Origin of the sequence: Jeotgalibacillus campisalis (assembly GCF_000829515.1) — a bacterium.
Lineage (GTDB): Bacteria > Bacillota > Bacilli > Bacillales > Jeotgalibacillaceae > Jeotgalibacillus > Jeotgalibacillus campisalis.
Map to the genome: position 1 here is coordinate 105,635 of NZ_JXRR01000021.1, position 22,074 is coordinate 127,708.

Genomic DNA, 22,074 nt, shown 5'->3' on the forward strand with positions numbered 1-22,074 from the left:
CGGGTCTGCCATAAGATTCATCGAGTACCTGAACAGTTGCCTCCTCACTGTCCATGTACTAAAATAGATGAAAAGTTTCAACAACCTTTAACTATCAAAAACAATGCAGACTAGCTTAACCAATCTCTACTCAGAGCAGAACTTCTTTACGAGCATCTGTGGCGGGATGAGCAACGAAGCATGCGAGCGCTTCTCAGCGGTCTGCCCGAAAGGAAGATGACAATGATTAAAAAATTTACCCTCACCACCACCTCAAGAGATGAAATGATCGACATCACCTCTAATATACAGGACTGGATTGCAGGCCAGGACATTCAAGATGGAATCGCCGTCGTCACTTCGCTCCATACAACAGCAGGAATTACAGTTAATGAAAATGCGGATCCCGACGTAAAAACAGACTTTCTCATGCGACTTGATGAAGTCTACCCGTGGGAGCACCCAAAAGATCGGCACGCTGAAGGAAACACAGCCTCTCACTTAAAAACCAGTACGGTTGGACATGCCCAGACACTGGTGATTGAGGATGGAAAGCTCGTTCTTGGCACCTGGCAGGGAATCTATTTTTGTGAGTTTGACGGCCCGAGACATAATCGGTCCTATCTTGTAAAACTTATGGGTTAAAAAAAAGGACCACCGTAAACACAATAACTGTGTTTACGGTGGTCCTCTTCTTATTAGTTTTTTAAACTTTTAACATGAATTTTAAGCTGTTTAACAATTTCCTGCTGCATATCCTCATTAACAAGAAAAGAGACGCCGTACATAAATCCATCGCTCCATACCTTTTTCCAGACAATTTTGCCCTTGAAATTGTATGTACTTTCATTTAATTGAAAGTGAATCGTAATTTTAACTGAGTTGTTTGCCGTGTAGGGGATGTTTAGCTCCGTGTACGTTTTTGCGCCGCTCGGACTTAAGTCCATAAGCTGAATTTCGCCTTCTGTCGTTTCGACCTCTTTGCCATTCACCTCATAAATGGAGAATCGGGCGTGCAATGGTTCTTTGAATGCGAAGCGAAACGCTTCATTGCGGTTATATCTCATATCGCTCCCCCTTCTTTTGCAAACTATTGAAAGCTCTCTTGATTATATCAATTTAACTAAAAGAAAACGAACCTCTAATTAAATCCAAGAGATTCGTTTGCACCGGTTTATACCGATTTTGGCTCTTCGTTTTCCTTCTGTACCACATTGACGGTATAATCTTTTCCCCATGTATACATAGCGTCCAGTATTGGCATTAAGCTTTCACCATGTTCTGTTAATGAATATTCAACTTTCGGCGGCACGACCGGATAAACCTCACGATGAACAATCTGATCTTCTTCGAGTTCACGAAGCTGATTTACAAGCATTCGCTGGGTTATGCCGGGCATGAGTGATTTTAGTTCACCGAATCGCTTTGTTCCCTCTTTGCCTAAATGCCATAAAATAAGCATCTTCCATTTGCCGCCAATCACAGACAGCGTTAATTCTTTTTCACAATGAAACACTTTATCCTGCATGCGCGTCATTTAATCGCCTCCAAAAGCCTATTATATCAGACAGTATACTTTTTAACACTATGTAAGTAAAAAGTGCGTACTTACATAAAACGATTATAGCATGTATACTTACTCCTATGTTCATTTTTTAATGAACGATTCACTAAAAACACATTAGGAGTGACGCAAAGATGGAATTACAATTAGCACTTGATTTAGTAAACATTCCAGAAGCAATCGAATTGGTTAAGGAAGTTGAAGAGCATATCGATGTAGTTGAAATCGGTACTCCTGTTGTGATAAATGAAGGACTTACAGCAGTAAAACAAATGAAAGAAGCCTATCCTAATCTAAAAGTACTTGCAGACCTTAAGATTATGGATGCTGCAGGCTATGAAGTCGGGCAGGCATCTAAAGCCGGTGCGGATATAGTAACCATTCTTGGAGCAGCAGAAGATGCATCAATCAGAGGTGCTGTTGAAGAGGCGAAAAAACAAGGCAAGAAAATATTAGTAGATATGATGGCTGTTAAAGATCTTGCTACACGTGCAAAAGAAGTGGACGCTTTAGGCGTTGATTATATATGTGTTCATACAGGTTATGACCTTCAGGCTGAAGGAAAAAACTCGTTTGAAGATCTTCAAACCATTAAAGATGTTGTGAAAAATGCGAAAACGGCAATCGCAGGCGGCATTAAATTAGAAACACTTCCAGAAGTCATCAAAGTACAGCCGGATCTAGTCATTGTCGGTGGCGGAATTACCGGGCAAGATGATAAAAAAGCAGCAGCCTCAGCTATGCAAAAACTTATCAAACAAGCATAATCTGCCATGCAGACTGTACAATACGCTTCTCAAATCGTTGCAGAATTAGAAAAGTCTGCTGCGTTACTTTCTGATCAAGAGGCTGAGACGTTAGTAAACAGCATTCTAAAAGCCAAAAAGGTTTTTGTAGCAGGAGGCGGCAGGTCCGGTTTTATGGCAAAATCCTTTGTGATGCGAATGATGCATATGGGAATTGACGCCTATGTCATCGGAGAAACCGTCACCCCTACTTTTGAGGAAGATGATCTGCTCATTATTGGTTCAGGCTCCGGCGAAACAAAAGGGCTGGTTTCGATTGCTGAAAAAGCAAAGAGTATTGGCGGAACGATTGCAGCTGTCACCATTAACCCGGATTCTACCATAGGAAAGCTCTCGACTTTTACTGTCAAACTTCCCGGCGCGCCAAAGGATCAGTCTCAAAGCGACTTTCATACGATCCAGCCGATGGGCTCTCTTTTTGAACAAACCTTATTGGTGTTCTATGATGCATTGATCTTACGGTTCATGGAGAAAAATGGACTCGATAATGATAAAATGTACGGAAAACACGCAAATCTTGAATAAAAAAGCTGACCAGCAAGTCCGTGCAACGACGGACTTCTGGCAGCTTTTTTTCTTTATGTCTTATTCTAAAAAATCAATGTTAAAATGCAGACGTGCCAGCTCATTGAAGTCTTCTTCTCTAATTTCTTCTTTTCTACTTTCTCCATTCGCCCACTCTGTAAACGATTTATCCGTCAACGTTTTATTACCTTCTTTCGTCAGCTGGGTAACCAGGAGCTGTTTATTAAATGGCGAAAGCTCTTCATCGATTAGCAGATCTCTTACTTCATTCCATGATGAAATTTCCACTGGCTCAGGAGTAAATGCATACCCTGTTCTCCAGTCATTATCTTTATGTCTTACGATCATTTCCAGTATAAATTCATCTTCCCACGTTCGAATCCGGAATTTCCCATTAGAAGACTCAACGCTCTCACTATTGAACGGAACTGGAACAAGCGGGATGTTCCCGCCAAATCCTGTGTCAATTAAGTAATCCCGATTCTTATAGGTCAGCTTTATTGCTGCATGCGTCTTGCCAATCGCACTCCATGTCATGGTGTCGGGATTAAAAACCCGCCCTTTTATCATGTTGACCTGAAAACCATTTTCGGCTAAAAATAAGAAAAGGACAGTGCTTAATTCATAGCATAATCCTCCCTGTTTAAGAGTCAGCAGCTTATGAACCATGAATTCTTCGGTCAGTTCATCCTTTTCCTTTTTCATAATCGCCGTATTTTCGAAGGGAATGCTAAACGCCGTTTTTTCAAGTAAAGAAGGTAAGTGAGCAAACTCGAGCGGCTGATCGATTGGAAATCCTGTACGCTGACGGAACAGTTCGTTGATTTTCATTGGTTTCCTCCTTTCACTTCAATGAACCTATTCTTTCAATCTTTTGGTGGATAATATATTCTCATTATAACTTTGCATAATTTTCAGGAGAAAACCGGTTCTTGATTTCCCTTGAGCTACATAAATGAACTATTATCCTAAACCTTAAAAAAGAAAGAATGTTTTCATGAGTGAAATCATGAAAACATTCTTCTTAGTAGTGAAACTAATTAATTTGTAACTTTGTCTTTTTTAATTTGCTTGCTTCGAAGCTGACCGCATGCTGCGTCGATGTCAGAGCCCTGCTCGACACGCACGCCGCAATTGATGCCGCGTTTCAGGAGCGTTTCATAAAATTCAACGATCGCTTTTTTCGTGCTGCGCTCATATTGATTGTGTTCGTCAACCGGGTTGTACGGAATCAGGTTGACATAGGATAGATGGCGCTTGTTGCTGAGAAGATTGGCAAGCTGCACCGCTTCTTCCTTATGGTCGTTGACATCTTTCAGCAGAATATACTCAAAGGTTATTCTGCGGTTTGTTTTTTCCAGATAGTAATCAATGGACGGCATCAGCTTTTCAAGCGGATAGGCACGGTTAATTTTCATGATCTGCGTTCGCAGCTCGTTATTTGGAGCGTGAAGAGAAACAGCGAGATTAATCTGAATATCCTCATCTGCAAAGTCATAAATTTTGTTGGCAAGTCCGCTTGTAGAAACAGTAATATGACGTGCGCCGATTGAAAGACCTTTTTGATCATTCACCACGCGGAAAAAGTCCATCATATTTGAGTAGTTGTCAAATGGTTCGCCAATCCCCATTACAACGATATGGCTTACGCGTTCATCTTTGCCCATGCTGTCTAGATGATGCTGAACATTCATGATCTGCTCGACGATTTCCCCACCTGATAAATCACGGTTCTTCTTCAGCAGTCCGCTGGCACAGAACGTACAGCCGATATTACAGCCAACCTGGGTTGTTACACAAACAGAAAGCCCGTAATTAAATCGCATCAGCACAGTCTCTATCAAGTTGCCATCTTCAAGCTTGAATAAAAACTTAATCGTACCGTCTTCTGATTTTTGTACAACTTCTTCTTTTAGTGACTGAATATAGAAATGCTCATCAAGCAATGCTACACAGTCTGTATTCAAATTTTTCATTTGAGAAAAGTCTGTTACACGTTTTTTATACAGCCAATCCCAGATCTGTGCTGCACGGAATTTCTTTTGGCCCTGTTCCACCAGCCATAGTGTCAATTGCTCTAATGTTAATCCATAAATGGATGTTTTAGTCATGGTAAAACCCTCTTTTCAAAATTCACCTGTAGAAGGTAAATTTGTTTATTTCAGTGACTTGTCCTGTTATTTTCAGTTGCTTATCAAACGTATCTTCATTTACATCACCCGTTATTTTACCACAAGTCAAGCTGAAATTAAAGTGATAAGTTCTCTTCTTTCATTTATACACAATAAGAAGCCAGGTTCATTGAGTAATGAACCTGGCTTCTTTCCTACGCTGTTATAACAAAAATCCCGCCACAATGGGAGACTGACTGATATTCACAATGACCGTAGGGGGTCAGTGCTTCAGTTATTTCATCCGCAGCGAAATAAAATTCATCATGATCCCAGTGAGAGAGATTGTCACTTTTACATTGCTCTAATTGCTGGCGGTTTTTAAAAGAAATGTCACCAATTAAGATTTTCCCTGTTTTTGAAAGGAGCGGAAGCAGGTTATGAATAAACCCCACTTTTTCCCGGTCAGATAAATGATGCAGTGCATAGGTGCTAATTATAAAATCGTACTTTTTTTGTTTTAATGAGTCAGGCAGTCCTTTTGAAAAGTCCCATTCCATTAAGTTCGCGTCAGGCATTTTCATTTGAGCATGCCGGATCATTTCGGATGAAAAGTCGATTCCGTCAATTGCGTGGCCATTCTCATAAAGCTTGCCTGTTAACACGCCTGTACCGAACCCGATATCCAGCACATTTGATTGTGGTTTTTTCATCACTTCATTAAAAATCATATTCAAGATCTTTTTGTAGCCTGCAAATGGGTACTCATTTTTTTCTTCACTTACCTGTACCGTCTTATCATAATCATTTGCCCAAAGATTAAATCCTTTTTGATTCAACATTTATGAATGCTCCTCCTGAATAGAACGTTCATGCATTCGGGTCGAAGCCGATTTTGCTCACACGCTCTATTTCTTTTTCTCTTTTCCTCTTTGGCTAAAAATGCGATATGTGTTTTTCATGTGATCTCCACCTTTCTTGAATGTATTTATTTTACCATAGTTTTCTAAGTATTCAGTACGGTATTTTTCCCCTTCAGAAACGTGGTCATATGATTATTCACTAATTTTGGCTGCTCAATATGCACCCAGTGAGTTGCATCCACAAGCACCGTACTGACGTTTGAGCATTGCTTTTCATTTTCCTCTGCAATGGCAAGTGAGAGGAAGGTATCCTGTATCCCCCATATGATTTGGACGGGAACAGTGATGACAGGTGAGTCCTCCTGTTTTTGTTTTGCTTTAAGTGCACGATACCAATTAATCATCGCGGTAAGAGAACCAGGTCTCGACCAGGCTTCTTCATACAACTCCAGGTCTTTTTCAGTAAATGCATATGGACGGCTTGTCGAGAGAAGTGCCTTTTTCAGCCGCTTAAATTGATTTTTTTGCAGCAGCCATTCAGGCAATTTCGGTATTTGAAAAAAGAACACATATAAACTTTTTAAAAACTGCACAGGTTTTCTTTTCATCGTATCCTTCAAGACAGCTGGATGCGGACTGTTTAAGATCACTAATTTTTCAACCCATTCAGATCGCGTCCCTGCCAAGTGCCATGCTACGACGCCTCCCCAGTCATGACCGATCACAACCGCTTTCTCGTGCCCGAAGCTCTCAATTAACCCAATCACATCATCCCGCAGCTGATCCAGTACATACGCCTGTTCACCCAATGGCTTATCACTTTTATTGTAGCCGCGCTGGTCAGGAACGACTACGCGATACCCCTGCTCCACTAAAGTGTCGATCTGTTCCCGCCAGCTGTACCAGAGCTCAGGAAATCCGTGAAGCAAGACGGCAAGAGGACCATCCTGTTTTCCAGCTGTTCCAACATGCAGCGTGATCCCATTTGTTTGTATGCAGCTGAATTCCATTTTAGTTCCCCCTTATTTAAAATTGGCTATTCTACTGTTTTCTCTTTTATTTAAAAGTCAAACCCAAAAAAGCTTGGGACAATTTTGTCTCAAGCTCTTTGACCGATTCACTTCGCTTCAGGTGGACGCTTTCTTACCTCCAGTCAAGCTTTTTTTAAAAAAATATCTAAACAGTTGATAGTGAAAGTGATGAGCTTAAACAGGCTATGGTTGAAGCGGTAACCTCAGGTCTGAGTTTTCACAGCTGATACTGACCATGCTTGTAATGAAAGTACAGCCTATGCTGCATATTTGATCTGCCAAACATGCAAAATTAAGTAGTGTATAAAAGAAAAGGAATCTTTTCTGTGCTGTGGTTCAACCATTTTTAGTGGAGCACAATTTTGGGAGCTTTAAAACAAGTACTGCAGCCGAATGATCCGGCTGCAAGTGAATCGACACTCGGAAATCGTCTGCCTGCAGGGTAATGAGCTGATCAGAGCGGCTGAGCCACTTTTGTCTCAGCCGCTCTAACTTTTTTGCGATTTAAAGTCAGGATAAATGAATTGGATTGCTGTTCCTTTTGCAGGGAATCGTTATCCCATTTCTTGATTTCTCTGTCAAATAACAATCCTTCTTATCAAACAAAAGGCTTCAGCTGCATTTACCCCAATTGTGGAGCCTCTTAATTTTGCCAGGGAAGTAATGGCTTCAAGAGATCTGGGGTGTGGAAAGGTTGTTAATTGGGTTTTAAAATAGCTCATGGCTTTTATTTTTTTATCCAGATAATTGCTGACATTAACAAACGCATTTGGAATAAATACATTGGTGACATGCGGAACGTTCCACTCTGTCTCTGATAACGTTTCATACGAATATACTTCTAATACTTTATGAACCTTTATTGGCCTAACGCCAACCATGGTGGCTTGAGAAACGATAAAGTGATCCAAATGCATATCTCCATAGTGAGGAATATAAACGATATCCGGTTTTACTTCATCTATTATCGTATTTATTTTTTTATTAATTTCGTGTTTTGGTATTTCACTCAACATAACCGCTGGAAACTCTAAGAAGAACGTCTCTTTGATGCCAAGGCAGTTATGAGATGCCAGGGCTTCGCTGCGAAGCATTTTTAAAAAATCTTCAGGGAACATGGAAGGATGACCGCTGGTTACAACAGCTACATAAACGTCATGACCTTCATCGACATATTTAGCAATTGTGCCTCCTGCACCCAATACTTCATCATCAGCATGTGGAGCTACCACTAAAACGTTCATCTATTTCCCCCCTGGGACCCAAACTTATGTCCTTCAATAAAAAGATTTTCATCCGATAAAACCTCGTAGTGTGTAATCACCAAAATCGAATCCTTTGTCAATACACCGATCTCACCGGATTGGCTGATCCAGGCGATTTGCCCAGGCTGACCAATTATCTTTTGATTCGTTTCTATATGTGCTTTCCATATAATTACCTTATTCCCTTTATAGTAACTAAAGGCGCCAGGGTAAGGTTTACTTGTGGCCCGGATAAGGGTTTGGATTTCTTTGCCTGATTGTTCCCAATCGATTTTTCCATCCTCAGGCCTTCTAACCAATAAAAATGTTGCTTTTTCATGATCCTGTTTACGAAAATCAACTGAATCATTATAAATATCGTAAATGCATTGATTTAGGGCTTCTTTCATCGCCCCACAAACCTTGTGATAGACGTCCATCGCATAGTCGGTTTCTTCAATTGTATATGAAGATTGTTTAATAATATCACCTGAATCCAGCCCCTGATCAAGTCTAAATAAGGAAACTTTTGATTCCGTCTCCCCCAAAATGATCTGCCAGGGGATAGCGGCTCTTCCTCTATGCTTCGGGAGGGGAGTCGGGTGAAAACCAATTGAATACTTTCTCGCCATACCAAGGAGATTCTCGGATAAGATTTGCGATAGACCCATGACATAAATGAAATCAGGGGCAACTTTTTTTATTTGATTTAAAACATCCTGGTGATTAATCTTAGTAAACGTCAAGAAGGGGATATTGTTTGCCAAAGCTATTTTATGGATGGGGAAGTAATCAGACACATTTTTAGCTGCTCCTTCATCAAGAGCACAGACAAGATTAATTTTTACGCCTGTTTCGATTAAAGTTTCCAAGGCGATCTTACTGGAAATAACGGATCCGATAAAGACAGTCCTGCTCATTTTTCACTTCCTTTCTTTACAATCGATTTGGATTTATTAAGAAATTTCTCTTCTCCAAGTAGGACAATCGCGAGGGTTTTTAAAATAATTTTCATATCCACTGCAAAACTGACTTGATTGATATATTTTATGTCGTGAGCACTTTTTTCTTTTCGTTCCAAATAAATATTGCCATTTACCTGTGCCAGTCCAGTAAGGCCTGGTTTTACCTTAAATCGTTCCAGCTCCCATTCCTCATATTGTTCAAGGTACTCCGGCAGATTTGGTCTAGGTCCGACAAAGGACATATCCCCTTTTAGAATATTGATCAGCTGTGCTAATTCATCGATTTTAAATCGCCTTAAAAACGTCCCAATCGGAGTAATCCTGCTGTCACTGCCCCTGATTTCCACTCCAGCCTTTTGAAATAAAACTGCATCCTGCTTCATCGTCCTGAATTTATAAACCATAAATATTTTTCGATCCATACCAGGTCTCTCCTGCATAAAAAAGACCGGTCCTTTTGAATCCAGTTTAATTAGAAGAATGACCACCAGTAAAATTGGGGACAACAGTATTACGGCAGCCAATGCTAGTACAAAATCTATCATTCTTTTATAATACCTGCTATATAAATCCTTTGAGCCTCTTCGTGAAGGTGATTCTCTATTTTGCCCATTCTGCATTTTTCATCACCCCCTTGAAACTCTTTTCAGGTTCATTAAACAAAACCATTCAAATTATATTCAAACGAGAACTAAAAAATGAGGCCTATTGCGGATGGTTTTTGTTAATCATCGAAGGCTTGTTAAAGAGAAAATAATTCATATTTAGAAAGGAATAATCTTATTAACTTAACCGGAAAATAAACACACCATCACTACAAACTTACATAGAAAATTTTTTTATGAAATTCTACTGTTTTGGATTTTATTGAAGGGGAGGGGGAGCTGATTGGTAAAAGCGGGAGATGAAGGCCACCTGCTGCAACAAGTCTTGTCTTGAGGAAACATGCTCTGCAACATAAAAACACCCCCCATTTAGAAGGCATTAACACAGTAGTTCAAAAAAACCAGTTTGATAGAGGCGGAGGCCAAGGAGTCGCCACCTTCCGCCCCGGTCACCTCTTACTAATGATATATACTGCCTCATTTTAAACCTTTTTAAAAGTAATGCTTCAGCATCTTTGATTAAGAATTATTTACTTTTTGTTTCTTTTACTACTTGAACTACTTTAGAAGGCTCCACACGTTTTGTGTAATCAGATTCAACCTCTGCAAAAATAATTTCGCCTGATGAATCGATTACAAACGTTGCAGGCTTCGGAAGCTCCCAATCGTTATTTCCATTATGTCCCGGAACATCGAGTCCGGAATCTTTATAAACAGCGATTAGATCCTCCGGCATTTTAAATACCAGATCAAACTGCTCGGCTACTTCATTGGAATCGTCACTCAGCACAGTAAATTGAAGATCATTTTTTTCCTTTGTTGATAAAGAAGCATCCGGTTTTTCTGGGCTGATGGCGATAAGTGATGCACCAGCCTCTTTAATAGAAGAAAGCTCTCTTTGATACGCTTTTAATTCAAGATTGCAATATGGACACCAGCCGCCCCGGTAAAAGGTTAAAATGACAGGGCCTTGTTTCAGCACTTCCTGAATCGAAATCTGTTCTCCAGCGGCATTGGGTAAAGTGAAAGCTGGTACTTGATCTCCTGCCTTCAAGCCTTGTGCAACACCAGATTCTTTTAATTCCTGCGTTGCTTTCGCCATAATTTCCTGCTTTTCTTTCGGCGCTTTTTGTTTAAACTGTTCCTTGTACGCTTGAATGTCCTCTAAAAGTGTTGTCATGAATGAATGCCTCCTTTACGTTGACACCACTATAGCATGAAAGAAAGGAATGATGCTTTTAATCTGCCTGCTTAAAATGCAGACCGTTTAAGATCCGTTTGCAAAAAAATAAAGCACAAGATTTCCAAAAGGAAACCTCATGCTTTAGGTTATTTATGAGTATATCACCAAATTGTATATTTGGTGGAGATGGCGGGGGTTTAACGCCCTTAAACCTGAATCTTTTTTACCTCATTGTTCATTACAGATCTTCTCTTACATGAATGATACTGTTAAATTTTCTTAACTTTTTGATGCAGTATTCTCTTGTTCGGTCATGCGGGGCAGCACATTGTTAAAAATATCATTCATGGTGATAACACCGAGAAACTCGGAACCGTCCATAACTACGGCAAGCTGCTCACTGGAGCGTCGCATGTTGGTAAGAGCTTCATGTAAAAGTGTACCCGGCTCCAAAACGAAAGAGGGACGTGCAAGTTTCCACACCGGCTTATCCGCTGGCTCGAGCAGCGTATCTCGAACATGCAGGACTCTTGGCGGTGCATCATCTTCCGCCATAATAAGGATCCTTTTGTGTCCGGTCCGTTGTGTGGCTTCCTGGACATCCTGTGCGGTGGCTTCAGAATCTACCGCAGTTGCAGAGGATTTTTTCGAAAGCAAGTCCCCGACCCGCAAGGTTTCCAAATCCAGAGCACCTGAAATAGGTTTGCGGATTGACGCGTCCAACGCACCAACATTAGCGGAATACTCCACAAGGTGCCTGATGGTCTCGGCATCTTGACCACCAACCGCTGCAGTATTGACCGGTTCGACACCAGATGCCTTAACAAGGCTGTTGGCTATATGGTTAACCCATTCTAACAAGGGGCGGAATGGCCGGATAAATATGCGGGCAGGGAAGCCAATCATTATAGCCGAAGCCTCAGGATGCGCAATCGCCCACGATTTAGGCGCCATTTCACCAATGACGAGATGCAGGAATGTCACAATCAGCAGGGACAAAAAGAAAGATGTCCCATCTGCCAGCCAGTATGGAAGACCTGCCCCAGCGAATACCGGCGAAAACCAATCATCCACTGCTGGTTTCGTCACCGCACCAAGGGCAAATGTACATACTGTAATTCCCAACTGTGCACCTGCAAGCATGACTGTAAGTTCATTTACTGATTGCAATGCAGCCCGGGCGCCACGGTTCGTGCGTGCTTCCTCTTCAAGGCGATGACGCCGAGCTCCAAGAAGCGCAAATTCGATGATAACAAAGAAGGCACTTAATGAAATAATTCCTGTTGTCACTAATATCACAATTAAGGGGTTACTCATTACTCCCCCTCCTTACCTGTTTCGATTCTGAATCATTTTCTGTTTCTGTTTGATCGATTGTCAAGTTGACCAGGGTAGGAACCCTTTTCTCTACCTCTATTATCCGTGTTATTAGGAAACGGCGGATTGGTTCTTCGTTAACAAGGTCAGCAGGGTCCTCCGGCAGTTCCACCGTGATCTTTTCATCAACAGCTGGGAGGTTTCCATAATGCGCAATAAGCATTCCTGCTATTGTTTCATAATCACCACGTGGCAGCTCGTATCCTATTTCGCGTTCGGCTTCATCAATGTGAACATCTCCGCTCATTTGCCACGAGCCCTCTCCTTCAGATTTCACTAAAGCAGGCATTTCGCCGCTGTCGTGCTCATCTGAAATTTCTCCAACCACTTCTTCAGCCAAATCTTCCAACGTCAATATCCCAGTAAAGCCGCCATACTCATCAATAACACAAGCAAGGTCGTCTTTTGTCTCACTCATACGTTTTTGCACATCTGGCAGCGCCATTAAAGTAGCGACGACTAACGGAGGTCTCATAATTGTCGTTACAGAGTCATCGTCAGCGGCGGATGTGGACAGTACATCGACAAGATGCACCACACCGATCGGTTCATCTTCTGTATTAACAACCGGGTAACGGGTATGTTCCTTTGCCATCAAAGACCGTACCTCCCCTATTGTCATGTCCGGATTTACGCTGCGCGCGCGAGAACGTGGTGTCATCGCATGCTCGACGTTACGCTGCGGATAGTCCAAAATTCGATCCAGTAAAATGGACAAGCCTTTTGGCAGATCACCACTTTCACGGGAGTCAGCTACGATGGATTCAAGATCGCGAGCGTTGGCACTGCTATCTAGATCATGCACTGGCTCGATTCGCAAAAGCCTCAAAAATTTATTGGCTGACTGATCGAAAAATTTAATTAGCCATCCAAAAACCTTAAGATAAATATTTGTTGAGGAAGCGAGCTTTCTCGCCAATGGTTCAGGATTCGCAATCGCAAGGTTCTTAGGATATAATTCACCAAAAATCATCTGGACAATGGTTGAAACACCCAAAGCCAGTACAGTACCGACTGTGATACTAACTGCGGCAGGCACCCCTGCCCCGTCAAGCAGCACACTTAAACTCTCTCCTACCAAAGGCTCGGCAACATAACCAATAAGCAGGCCTGTTACAGTGATGCCGAGTTGAGCTCCAGAAAGCATGAATGATGTCTGGTTTGTGACCTTTAATGCACGTTTAGCTTGTTTATCCCCTTGATCTGCGAGTGCCCGCAATCGTGAGCGGTCGACAGACATATAGGCAAATTCTTGAGCGACAAAATATCCATTTGCGGCGATAATCGCGAGAATCACGATAATGCCGAGCAGCAAAGTAAGCACGGCTGTTAACATAAGCAGTTTACCGCCTTAAAAGCATAGATAAATTGGATACAATAATCAGGCTCCTGAACAGATGAGCTGTCACCGCTTGTATCAGAATCACCAGATTCACTGTTAATGGATGACATAAATTTCTTATTCATTATTTTATTTCCTCCGATATGTTCATAATTATTTTTCACAATACAGATGGCTTAGTATAAAAGCAATAATTTAGCTTATTATGCACTGAGACCTAACAAATCAATATAAAAAGTTGAGCAAGGGGTTGCTGACCAAATAAAAAACAGGGATATTACAGAAGAGTTTATCTCCTCTAATATCCCTGTTGCGTCATGCATTTATCTAAGTGAGTAATTCCACCAATTTATGTAGTTGGTGGAGACGGTGGGAGTCGAACCCACGTCCAGAAACTTCAACACTTAAGCGTCTACGAGCGTATTCAATCCATTCGCAATTCGCCAGCTCTTATGCCGATTGACAGGCGTCCAAGTGGCTAATCTGATTGGTCTCTTCAGTCGACCTCAGATGGTGGCCGAACAGCGTATCCCACTGATTAGTGAGCCTCATTCAGGTCTACATGGGCGATAGACAGGTGAGGCCTCAAGTGCGTATTAGGCAGCTAGAGCTAAATCTTGTTTGTTGTTAACTATTTGTGTTGACGTTGATGACGAAGACGATCCCTCCGGCTCGCGACTCAAGCTCGAACCATTCCTGTCGAATCCGTAACGTCCCCTTGATCAAGGAAGAAAAAGGATGTTATCCAATTTCCTGTACGGGATTCCCAAGTGAATTCGGGAATATGAGTAGCTCATCGCTAAAAGCGACTAAGAACAGTATACCATATATTAATTTTATTTCAACCCGCGAGCTTATCGCTGGCTGTCTTTAAAGGCACGCTGCATTTCCCGCTTGGCTTCTTTCTTCTTCAGCGTTTCCCGTTTATCGTAATTTTTCTTACCCTTGGCTAGGCCAATCAGCACTTTTGCGTAGCCGTCTTTTAAATACATTTTTAGCGGCACGATGGAATAGCCCTGCTGTTTCGTTGCGCCTATTAATTTATTAATCTGCTGTCTGTGAAGAAGAAGTTTACGTTCACGCAGCGGGTCATGGTTAAACTGATTTCCCTGCTCGTAAGGAGACACGTGAGCGTTATTTAAAAACACTTCTCCGTTTGATATTCGGGCAAATGAATCTTTTAATTGCACACGCCCATTCCGAATGGACTTGATTTCTGTTCCTCTCAGGACAATACCCGCTTCAAATGTTTCTTCGATAAAATAATCATGGTTGGCTTTTTTGTTCTGCGCCAGCACTTTTCCAGATCCCTTTGGCATTTGTGACTCCTCCTTGTAGCGAGCAAGGCGGCAGTGTGAGTCCACTGCCGCGCCCGTACCTTATTTCCGTTTTTTCTTACGGCTTTTTTGGTTCTTATTCTTGGCACTGCTTGGAATACCTTCATAAAACTTTTGCTTTTTCTTTTTCTTCTTTTCAGATGATGCAACAGATGGACGCTCTCCGCCTGAACGGGATTTACCTTTGCCGTCTCCCTTGCCATCTTTATTTTTATCACGGGTACGCCCGCCGCGGCCGCCTCCGCTTTGAATGACACGTGCAGTGTCTCTTCGCTCGCGTCTCGGTGTTCCTGTCATGCCGACAATTTCAAAATCAATTGCCCGTTCTTCCTTATTAACGTTGACGACCCGTACTGTAATTTCATCTCCAATGCGGAACACATTCGCAGTCCGTTCGCCGATCATAGCCATATGACGATCGTCAAAACGGTAGTAGTCATCTGTCATATAGCTTACATGTACAAGGCCTTCAATGGTATTTGGCAGCTCTACGAACAATCCGAAGTTGGTAACAGAAGAGATGACTCCCTCAAATTCTTCTCCGATTTTATCAAGCATAAATTCTGCTTTTTTGAGTTCGTCTGTTTCACGCTCTGCGTCGACTGCACGGCGTTCACGGCCTGAAGTATGAGCAGCAATTTCAGGAAGCAGCGCGTTCCATTTCTGCTTCGTGCGCTCATCTGTCTTCTTATTAATAAGATACGTTCTGATTAAACGGTGAACGATCAAATCGGGGTACCTTCTAATTGGAGAGGTAAAATGCGTATAGAATTCAGTCGCTAGTCCAAAATGTCCGAGACTGTTTTCATCGTATTTAGCCTGCTGCATTGATCGAAGCATCATAGTTGAAACAACCATTTCTTCCGGTCGGCCCGCCACTTCATCAATGATTTCCTGAAGCGCACGCGGATGAATTTCATTACCGGACCCTTTTACTGAAAGGCCGAAGTTCGTAATAAATTCAAAGAAGCGCTGAAGTTTTTCTTCTTTTGGATCTTCGTGAATCCGGTAAATAAACGGCACGTTCATCCAGTGGAAATGTTCAGCTACTGTTTCATTAGCTGCGAGCATAAATTCTTCAATCAGCTTTTCTCCTACTGAACGCTCACGAATGCCGATATCTGTCGGATGTCCTTCTTCGTTCACAAATACTTTTGCTTCTTTAAAATCAAAGTCAATGGCTCCACGGCCAAATCGCTTGCCGCGAAGAATTGCCGCCAGTTTTTCCATGTCTTTAAACATCGGCACAAGCGGTTCATACCGTTTCATCAACTCTTCATCTTCGTCTACTAGAATCGAGTTAACATCCCCGTATGTCATGCGCTCATTTGTACGGATCACACTCTGGAAAATATCATGATTAATGACGCCGCCATTTTGGTCGATTTCCATTTCACAAGAGAGTGTTAAGCGGTCCACTTTTGGATTCAGTGAACAAATGCCGTTGGATAAACGGTGCGGAATCATAGGGATCACACGGTCCACCAAGTACACGCTCGTTCCGCGGTCATAGGCTTCTTCATCTAAAGGAGAGCCTTCTTGTGCATAGTGACTGACATCGGCAATATGAACGCCTAGCAGATAGTTGCCATTTTCTAATTGTTTCAGTGAAATGGCATCATCCAGATCTTTCGCGTCAGCACCATCAATCGTGACAGCTACTTCTTCCCGCAGATCTCTTCTTCCTTCCAGATCGGCCGGATCGATTTCATCCGGAACTTCATTCGCCTGTTTAAGGACTTCTGCCGGGAATTCAACTTCAATGCCATGCTTGTGAATGATCGATAAAATATCTACGCCTGGATCATTTTTATGGCCCAGAATCTCTTTTACTTCACCTTCAGCACTTTTTCGTCCATCCGGATAAGCTGTAATCTCAACGATCACCTTGTGGCCTTCAACAGCACCCTTGCTTGCTTTTTTCGGAATGAACACATCGCTTGTCATTTTTTTATCATCCGGAATGACGAACCCGAAGTTTGAGCTTTCCGTGTAGGTACCGACAATCTGAGTTACACCACGTTCAATAATTCGAACAACGGTTCCTTCTCTTCTGTCCCCGGACGGAGATTCTTTTGATACACGGACAAGGACTGTATCTCCATGCATCGCATTTGCCGTTTCATTTGGCGGGATAAAAACATCATCAAGACCCGGCTCTTCCGGAATTAAAAAAGCAAATCCTTTAGCATGGCCTGAAAGCCTTCCCCGAACCAGATTCATTCTTTCAGGAATCCCATAACGGTTGCTTCTCGTTCTGACAATGTGTCCTTTTTCCTCAAGCACAACAAGTGCTTTTACAAGGTATTTAAAGTCCTCAGAATCGTTTATATTAAATTGTTCTTCCAGCTCCTGAACCGTCAGCGGCTTGTATACTTCTTCCCGCATGAACGTTAACAGGCTGTCTTTCATTTTCATTAACTTATCCTCCATTGACCTAACCCCTCCTCTGCAGCAATCTAAACTCGCTTTTATTTTTCAACAGACCAGTCAAGCGAATCCAGAAATTCCAGCACATCTTCGTGAAGCTGTTCTTTTTCTTTATCCAGCGTAATCACGTGCCCGGATTCCTCATACCACTTAAGCTTTTTCTGATCTGTTTCCACACCTTCAAAAATAATATTGGCTGAATCTGTGTTAATCATATGATCATGACGCCCCTGAACGACAAAAGAAGGCGTATAAATTAAATCAACTGAATTCCGCACATCCTTTATAAGGCCTTGCAGATCTTTAATCGTTTCCATCGGTGTTTTCGCAAATTCAGTCATTTCTTTTTCAATTTGATCGTCATCTTTTCCTTCATACTTTTTAAATTCTCTTGCATACTCCAAAACTCCTTTATACATTACTTCTTCACTCTTAATGTACATAGGAGCACACATGGTCACAATACCCTTCACAGGTACAGTGTAACCTACTTTAAGGGAAAATACGCCCCCAAGCGAAAGACCGGCTACTGCAATTTCATCATAGCCCTGGCTCTTTAAATAATCATACCCCTTCATTACATCTTTCCACCAATCCTTAGGTCCGGTTTTTACCAGCTCCTCAGGCGGCACTCCATGTCCCTTATAATGAGGCGCATGCGATGTATACCCATTTTTCTCTAAAAAGCGTCCCAGCATACGCACATCAGAGGAATTTCCCGTGAATCCGTGCAATAGCAGCACAGCACGCTTTCCGCTCTCAAAGGTAAAAGGTTTAGGCAAATTCAATTTCATCTTTATTCACTCCTGTATAGTCAAGTTCTCTCTACTATTTTAATCAACATGAAAAACGAATGCGAATCATGTGTTTTACTTATGTATGTGACAAGCGCTTTATTGCACTGCAGGACAATAAAGACACCGCGTTAACTCTTTATACTATCCCCTGTTTCATTAGAAAGTAGCAGAACTTTTCAAAGTGAATTAAAAAAAGCCTGACCAAAGGTTGTTTGATCAGGTCATCTATTCGTTATCGTCCAACGACAAACGCTACAGAAATAGTTAGTACGAAAAACAATACCGCAAGTACAATCGTAATACGGTTCAATACCAAGTCGATTCCACGTGCTTTCTGTTTGCCAAAGAGCTGCTCAGCACCGCCTGAGATCGCACCTGATAGACCAGCACTTTTACCGGATTGTAATAATACTACTACAATCAACGAAATACATGTAATGACAAGCAATACCGTTAATAAAGTTTCCATGAGTCCCACCTCCTGCACCGAACATCACAATGAATCAATTTTACCACAGGCTGAACACGTAGACAATCATTCTTTTATGGGTAAGCCTGAATAGAATAAGTTTTCAGATGATTATCGATCCGATCAACAGGTAACCAACTGTTCTGTTCTGCATTAGAATTTGTAAAATGATCAGAATCATCATACACTAAGAGCAGGAAGTGACTGACACATTTGTCGGAAGAGGTGAAGCACGTGGGTGGAAGCATTTTAGTAGAAAATATTGTGAAAACGTTTAAAGGCAATGTACAGGCGGTTAAAGGGATTTCACTTGAGGTTGGTGACGGTGAATTTTTTGCATTTTTAGGGCCAAATGGAGCTGGCAAGTCGACGACCGTTCAGCTTCTGACGACACTTTTAAAACCAACGTCCGGCAGACTGGAAGTAGCGGGAATTGATGTGAATAAAGAACCCGAAAAAGTCCGCTTGCAAATTGGTGTAGCGCTGCAGGAAACGGGGATTGATCCTGACCTGAAAGGGATAGAACTGCTTGAATTTCAGGCAAGACTGTTTGGGTTTTCAAAAAAAGCAGCAAGAAAACGAGCAGAGGAATTACTCGAACTGGTCGGGCTTACAGAAGACGCTGACCGATTAAGCGGAAAATACTCCGGCGGAATGCGCAGAAGGCTGGACCTTGCCATGACGCTTGTGCATCAGCCAAAAATATTATTTCTGGATGAACCAACAACTGGCCTTGACCCGGCTAACCGGAAACAAATATGGAAAGAGATTAAACGTTTAAATAAAGAAGAAGGAACAACCATTTTTCTGACAACGCAATACCTGGAGGAAGCGGACCAGCTCGCAGACCGGATTTCCATTATTAATAAAGGCGAAATCGTGGCAACGGGTACTCCGCAGGAACTTAAGCGGACATTAGGGTTTGACGCGATTGTATTGGATTTTGATTCAGAAGCCAAGTCCACACAGGCTCATGAGCTGATCCAAACGATGAATTTGAATGCAGAAAAGCTAAAAAATGAAGTGACGATTTACGCGGAAAATGGAACGGCCATTATCTCAGACATTATCCGTCAGCTTGACGAGCACCACCTGCAGCCTGAGCGGTTAAATGTTCAGCCGCCATCGTTAGATGATGTCTTTATTCAGGTGACCAAAGAGCAGAAAAAGGAGGCTTCTTCAAATGGCTGATCAAAAAGGTTCTTTGCTGACAGATACACTGGTCATGACAAAAAGAAGTCTTGTAACGATTTTGCGCAATCCTCTTATTTATGTTCCAAATCTCGCCATTAGTATGTTTTTCCTTTTTGTTTATGAAGCAGGACTCAGTGGAATTGCAGACCTTCCAGCTTTTGGAGGAGCCAATTATTTGGCCTTTATTTTGCCGGTTTCGATCGTTTCTGCTGCGATTGGGGGAGCTGGAGGAGCCGGTCAGGCACTGGTAAAGGATTTGGACAATGGATTTTTCTCACGTCTGCTTCTTACCCCTGCCTCACGCCTTGCCATTGTTCTTGGACCGATTATTGCAGGAATGATGCAGCTCGTTGTTCAGGCTGGTCTAATCATCGCTGTTGGCTTTTTTCTGGGTCTAGAGGTTGCAGGCGGCGCTCTTGGGGTACTGGTTGTCTTGCTGCTGACTCTCGGCTGGGGACTTGCGTTTGCAGGCTATTCTGTTGGCGTGGCACTTCGCGCAAAAAACGCACAGTCCGCTCAAGCCGGAACGTTTATTTTCTTTCCACTTATTTTCCTAAGTACAACGTTTGTTCCCTATGAATTGATTGAGGCACAGTGGTTGAAAGTTGCGGCAACCATTAATCCTGTGACGTATCTTTTTGAAGCAATGCGCACGGTATTAATTGATGGGTTTTCAGAGCCATGGCCGATTATCCTTGGTTTTCTTGTGATCGCAGCTCTATGTGTAGTCACGATTACCTTCTCCACACTTTCAGCAAAACGAGCAGTTAGTACGGATTAATAAATACAGTTTTACTTTACAGCGTAAAAGGGGTCTGGCCCCTGTAGTTAAGTTAACTACAGGGGCCAGACCCCTTTTTCCCTTTACCGCTCCACTCTACCACTCTGCATAACACAAAACACCGTATCCCAAAAGGACACGGTGCTTTATTTATATGCTTATTTATTCAGGTTATAGAATGTTTTTGCTCCAAGGTACTGAGCCGTTTCAGCCAGCTGGTCTTCGATGCGAAGAAGCTGATTGTATTTTGCTACACGGTCTGTACGTGATGGTGCACCTGTTTTGATTTGACCGGCATTTGTTGCAACAGCAATATCAGCGATTGTTGCGTCTTCTGTTTCACCTGAACGGTGAGAGATGACTGCTGTATAGCCTGCACGTTTAGCCATTTCAATTGCGTCAAACGTTTCAGTCAGTGTACCAATTTGGTTCACTTTGATTAAGATCGAGTTACCAATGCCTTGCTCAATTCCTTGAGAAAGCTTCGTTGTGTTTGTAACGAACAAGTCGTCTCCAACCAGCTGTACGCGATCGCCTAAGCGTTCTGTAAGCAGTTTGAAGCCATCCCAGTCATTTTCATCAAGACCGTCTTCAATAGAAACGATTGGATATTTGTCAGCAAGCTCTGCATACCAGTCCACCATTTCAGCGGATGATTTCACAACACCTTCACCAGAAAGATGGTAGTTTCCATCTTCTTTATTGTAGATTTCAGAAGCTGCTACGTCCATTGCAAGAAGAACTTCTTCTCCAGGCTTGTAGCCGGCTTTTTCAATTGCTTCAATAATTGTAGACAATGCTTCTTCGTTTGATCCAAGGTTCGGAGCAAATCCGCCTTCGTCTCCAACTGCTGTGTTCAGGCCTTTGCTTTGAAGAACAGATTTAAGTGCGTGGAAAATTTCTGCACCCATGCGTAGTCCTTCACGGAATGTTTCTGCGCCTACAGGCATAACCATGAATTCCTGAATGTCTACATTGTTGTCAGCATGCTCGCCGCCATTCACAATGTTCATCATTGGTACTGGAAGCTGCTTCGCGTTGAAACCGCCAAGGTACTGATAAAGAGGCATGTCAAGATAGTCAGCAGCAGCATGTGCTACAGCCATTGATACGCCAAGAATAGCGTTAGCGCCAAGCTTGCCTTTATTTTCTGTACCGTCAAGCTCGATCATCGCTCTGTCAATTGACACTTGGTCAAGAACAAGATAGCTGTCGATTAGTTCTGGAGCAATGACGTTATTCACGTTATCTACTGCTTGAAGAACACCTTTACCTAAGTAACGGTTTTTATCTCCGTCGCGAAGCTCAACTGCTTCGTGCTCACCAGTTGAAGCACCGGATGGAACAAGTGCACGGCCAAATGCGCCGCTTTCTGTGTAAACTTCTACTTCGATTGTTGGATTGCCGCGTGAATCTAGAATCTCACGTGCATAAACATCTGTAATTAATGGCATGAAAAACGCTCCTTTTA

23 protein-coding genes and 1 other RNA gene are annotated in these 22,074 nt (G+C 42.3%); 5 read left to right on the plus strand and 19 right to left on the minus strand.

The window, feature by feature from the left end; translation table 11 throughout:
* The first annotated feature begins 222 nt into the window (after window positions 1–222).
* On the plus strand, window positions 223–624 hold the full coding sequence (locus KR50_RS15740) for a secondary thiamine-phosphate synthase enzyme YjbQ (protein ID WP_041060849.1): 402 nt from the start codon (window positions 223–225) through the stop codon (window positions 622–624).
* A 53-nt stretch (window positions 625–677) separates the two neighbouring features.
* On the opposite strand, the gene KR50_RS15745 is transcribed toward KR50_RS15740, so the two are convergent.
* Together KR50_RS15745 and KR50_RS15750 are read right to left on the minus strand one after the other, a co-directional pair.
* Window positions 678–1,046, minus strand: a complete 369-nt coding sequence (locus KR50_RS15745) for a PilZ domain-containing protein (protein ID WP_041060852.1) — start codon at window positions 1,044–1,046, stop codon at window positions 678–680.
* A gap of 107 nt (window positions 1,047–1,153) precedes the next feature.
* A complete protein-coding gene (locus tag KR50_RS15750; RefSeq protein ID WP_041060855.1) occupies window positions 1,154–1,516 on the minus strand; it encodes a winged helix-turn-helix transcriptional regulator in 363 nt (120 codons plus the stop codon).
* A gap of 161 nt (window positions 1,517–1,677) precedes the next feature.
* On the opposite strand from KR50_RS15750, the gene hxlA reads away from it, so the two are divergent.
* On the plus strand, window positions 1,678–2,310 hold the full coding sequence (hxlA, locus tag KR50_RS15755) for a 3-hexulose-6-phosphate synthase (RefSeq protein ID WP_041060857.1): 633 nt from the start codon (window positions 1,678–1,680) through the stop codon (window positions 2,308–2,310).
* Window positions 2,311–2,316: 6 nt separating this feature from the next.
* Complete coding sequence (gene hxlB / locus KR50_RS15760) at window positions 2,317–2,874, plus strand: 6-phospho-3-hexuloisomerase (protein ID WP_041060859.1); 558 nt, start codon at window positions 2,317–2,319, stop codon at window positions 2,872–2,874.
* 60 nt (window positions 2,875–2,934) lie between these two features.
* Here hxlB and KR50_RS15765 read toward each other — a convergent pair whose 3' ends face one another.
* The 16 genes from KR50_RS15765 to secG form a co-directional block, all read right to left on the minus strand.
* Window positions 2,935–3,705, minus strand: coding sequence for an arylamine N-acetyltransferase family protein (locus KR50_RS15765; protein WP_041060861.1), 771 nt, complete (start codon window positions 3,703–3,705; stop codon window positions 2,935–2,937).
* Between the two features lie 209 nt (window positions 3,706–3,914).
* Window positions 3,915–4,985 carry a 23S rRNA (adenine(2503)-C(2))-methyltransferase RlmN gene (gene rlmN, locus KR50_RS15770; protein ID WP_041060862.1) on the minus strand — a complete coding sequence of 357 codons (1,071 nt, stop codon included), beginning with the start codon at window positions 4,983–4,985 and terminating at the stop codon, window positions 3,915–3,917.
* Between the two features lie 215 nt (window positions 4,986–5,200).
* Entirely contained in the window at window positions 5,201–5,827 is a 627-nt protein-coding gene (locus KR50_RS15780; protein ID WP_041060866.1) for a class I SAM-dependent methyltransferase, read from the minus strand.
* A gap of 164 nt (window positions 5,828–5,991) precedes the next feature.
* Window positions 5,992–6,858 (minus strand): alpha/beta fold hydrolase, encoded by an 867-nt coding sequence (locus KR50_RS15785; protein ID WP_041060869.1) that lies wholly within the window; start codon window positions 6,856–6,858, stop codon window positions 5,992–5,994.
* A 599-nt stretch (window positions 6,859–7,457) separates the two neighbouring features.
* Window positions 7,458–8,123, minus strand: coding sequence for a PIG-L deacetylase family protein (locus KR50_RS15790; RefSeq protein WP_041060872.1), 666 nt, complete (start codon window positions 8,121–8,123; stop codon window positions 7,458–7,460).
* Window positions 8,120–9,043, minus strand: coding sequence for a methionyl-tRNA formyltransferase (locus KR50_RS15795; RefSeq protein ID WP_084215639.1), 924 nt, complete (start codon window positions 9,041–9,043; stop codon window positions 8,120–8,122). The genes KR50_RS15790 and KR50_RS15795 overlap by 4 nt, the downstream gene beginning before the upstream one ends.
* Window positions 9,040–9,708 carry a sugar transferase gene (locus KR50_RS15800; RefSeq protein WP_052477165.1) on the minus strand — a complete coding sequence of 223 codons (669 nt, stop codon included), beginning with the start codon at window positions 9,706–9,708 and terminating at the stop codon, window positions 9,040–9,042. The genes KR50_RS15795 and KR50_RS15800 overlap by 4 nt, the downstream gene beginning before the upstream one ends.
* A gap of 511 nt (window positions 9,709–10,219) precedes the next feature.
* Window positions 10,220–10,873, minus strand: coding sequence for a peroxiredoxin-like family protein (locus KR50_RS15805; RefSeq protein WP_041060875.1), 654 nt, complete (start codon window positions 10,871–10,873; stop codon window positions 10,220–10,222).
* A 282-nt stretch (window positions 10,874–11,155) separates the two neighbouring features.
* Window positions 11,156–12,193, minus strand: coding sequence for a CNNM domain-containing protein (locus KR50_RS15810; protein ID WP_041060878.1), 1,038 nt, complete (start codon window positions 12,191–12,193; stop codon window positions 11,156–11,158).
* On the minus strand, window positions 12,186–13,589 hold the full coding sequence (locus tag KR50_RS15815) for a hemolysin family protein (RefSeq protein ID WP_041060880.1): 1,404 nt from the start codon (window positions 13,587–13,589) through the stop codon (window positions 12,186–12,188). Before KR50_RS15815 ends, KR50_RS15810 begins: the two co-directional genes overlap by 8 nt.
* On the minus strand, window positions 13,583–13,720 hold the full coding sequence (locus tag KR50_RS18585) for a hypothetical protein (protein WP_156969545.1): 138 nt from the start codon (window positions 13,718–13,720) through the stop codon (window positions 13,583–13,585). The genes KR50_RS15815 and KR50_RS18585 overlap by 7 nt, the downstream gene beginning before the upstream one ends.
* Window positions 13,721–13,953: 233 nt before the next feature.
* Window positions 13,954–14,313, minus strand: a transfer-messenger RNA (tmRNA) gene (gene ssrA / locus KR50_RS18340).
* Between the two features lie 136 nt (window positions 14,314–14,449).
* Window positions 14,450–14,914 (minus strand): SsrA-binding protein SmpB, encoded by a 465-nt coding sequence (smpB, locus tag KR50_RS15820; RefSeq protein WP_041060883.1) that lies wholly within the window; start codon window positions 14,912–14,914, stop codon window positions 14,450–14,452.
* A gap of 60 nt (window positions 14,915–14,974) precedes the next feature.
* Window positions 14,975–17,365: a ribonuclease R gene (rnr, locus tag KR50_RS15825; protein ID WP_041060885.1), complete on the minus strand. Its 2,391-nt coding sequence runs from the start codon at window positions 17,363–17,365 to the stop codon at window positions 14,975–14,977.
* A 38-nt stretch (window positions 17,366–17,403) separates the two neighbouring features.
* Window positions 17,404–18,156 (minus strand): alpha/beta hydrolase, encoded by a 753-nt coding sequence (locus KR50_RS15830; protein ID WP_041060888.1) that lies wholly within the window; start codon window positions 18,154–18,156, stop codon window positions 17,404–17,406.
* Window positions 18,157–18,391: 235 nt separating this feature from the next.
* A complete protein-coding gene (secG, locus tag KR50_RS15835) occupies window positions 18,392–18,628 on the minus strand; it encodes a preprotein translocase subunit SecG (RefSeq protein WP_041060890.1) in 237 nt (78 codons plus the stop codon).
* Between the two features lie 234 nt (window positions 18,629–18,862).
* Here secG and KR50_RS15840 point away from each other — a divergent pair, with 234 nt between their 5' ends.
* Together KR50_RS15840 and KR50_RS15845 are read left to right on the plus strand one after the other, a co-directional pair.
* On the plus strand, window positions 18,863–19,819 hold the full coding sequence (locus KR50_RS15840) for a daunorubicin resistance protein DrrA family ABC transporter ATP-binding protein (protein WP_041060893.1): 957 nt from the start codon (window positions 18,863–18,865) through the stop codon (window positions 19,817–19,819).
* Window positions 19,812–20,603 carry an ABC transporter permease gene (locus KR50_RS15845; RefSeq protein ID WP_232304298.1) on the plus strand — a complete coding sequence of 264 codons (792 nt, stop codon included), beginning with the start codon at window positions 19,812–19,814 and terminating at the stop codon, window positions 20,601–20,603. The genes KR50_RS15840 and KR50_RS15845 overlap by 8 nt, the downstream gene beginning before the upstream one ends.
* 158 nt (window positions 20,604–20,761) lie before the next feature.
* Here KR50_RS15845 and eno read toward each other — a convergent pair whose 3' ends face one another.
* Window positions 20,762–22,057 carry a phosphopyruvate hydratase gene (gene eno / locus KR50_RS15850; protein ID WP_041060896.1) on the minus strand — a complete coding sequence of 432 codons (1,296 nt, stop codon included), beginning with the start codon at window positions 22,055–22,057 and terminating at the stop codon, window positions 20,762–20,764.
* Between the last annotated feature and the right edge of the window lie 17 nt (window positions 22,058–22,074).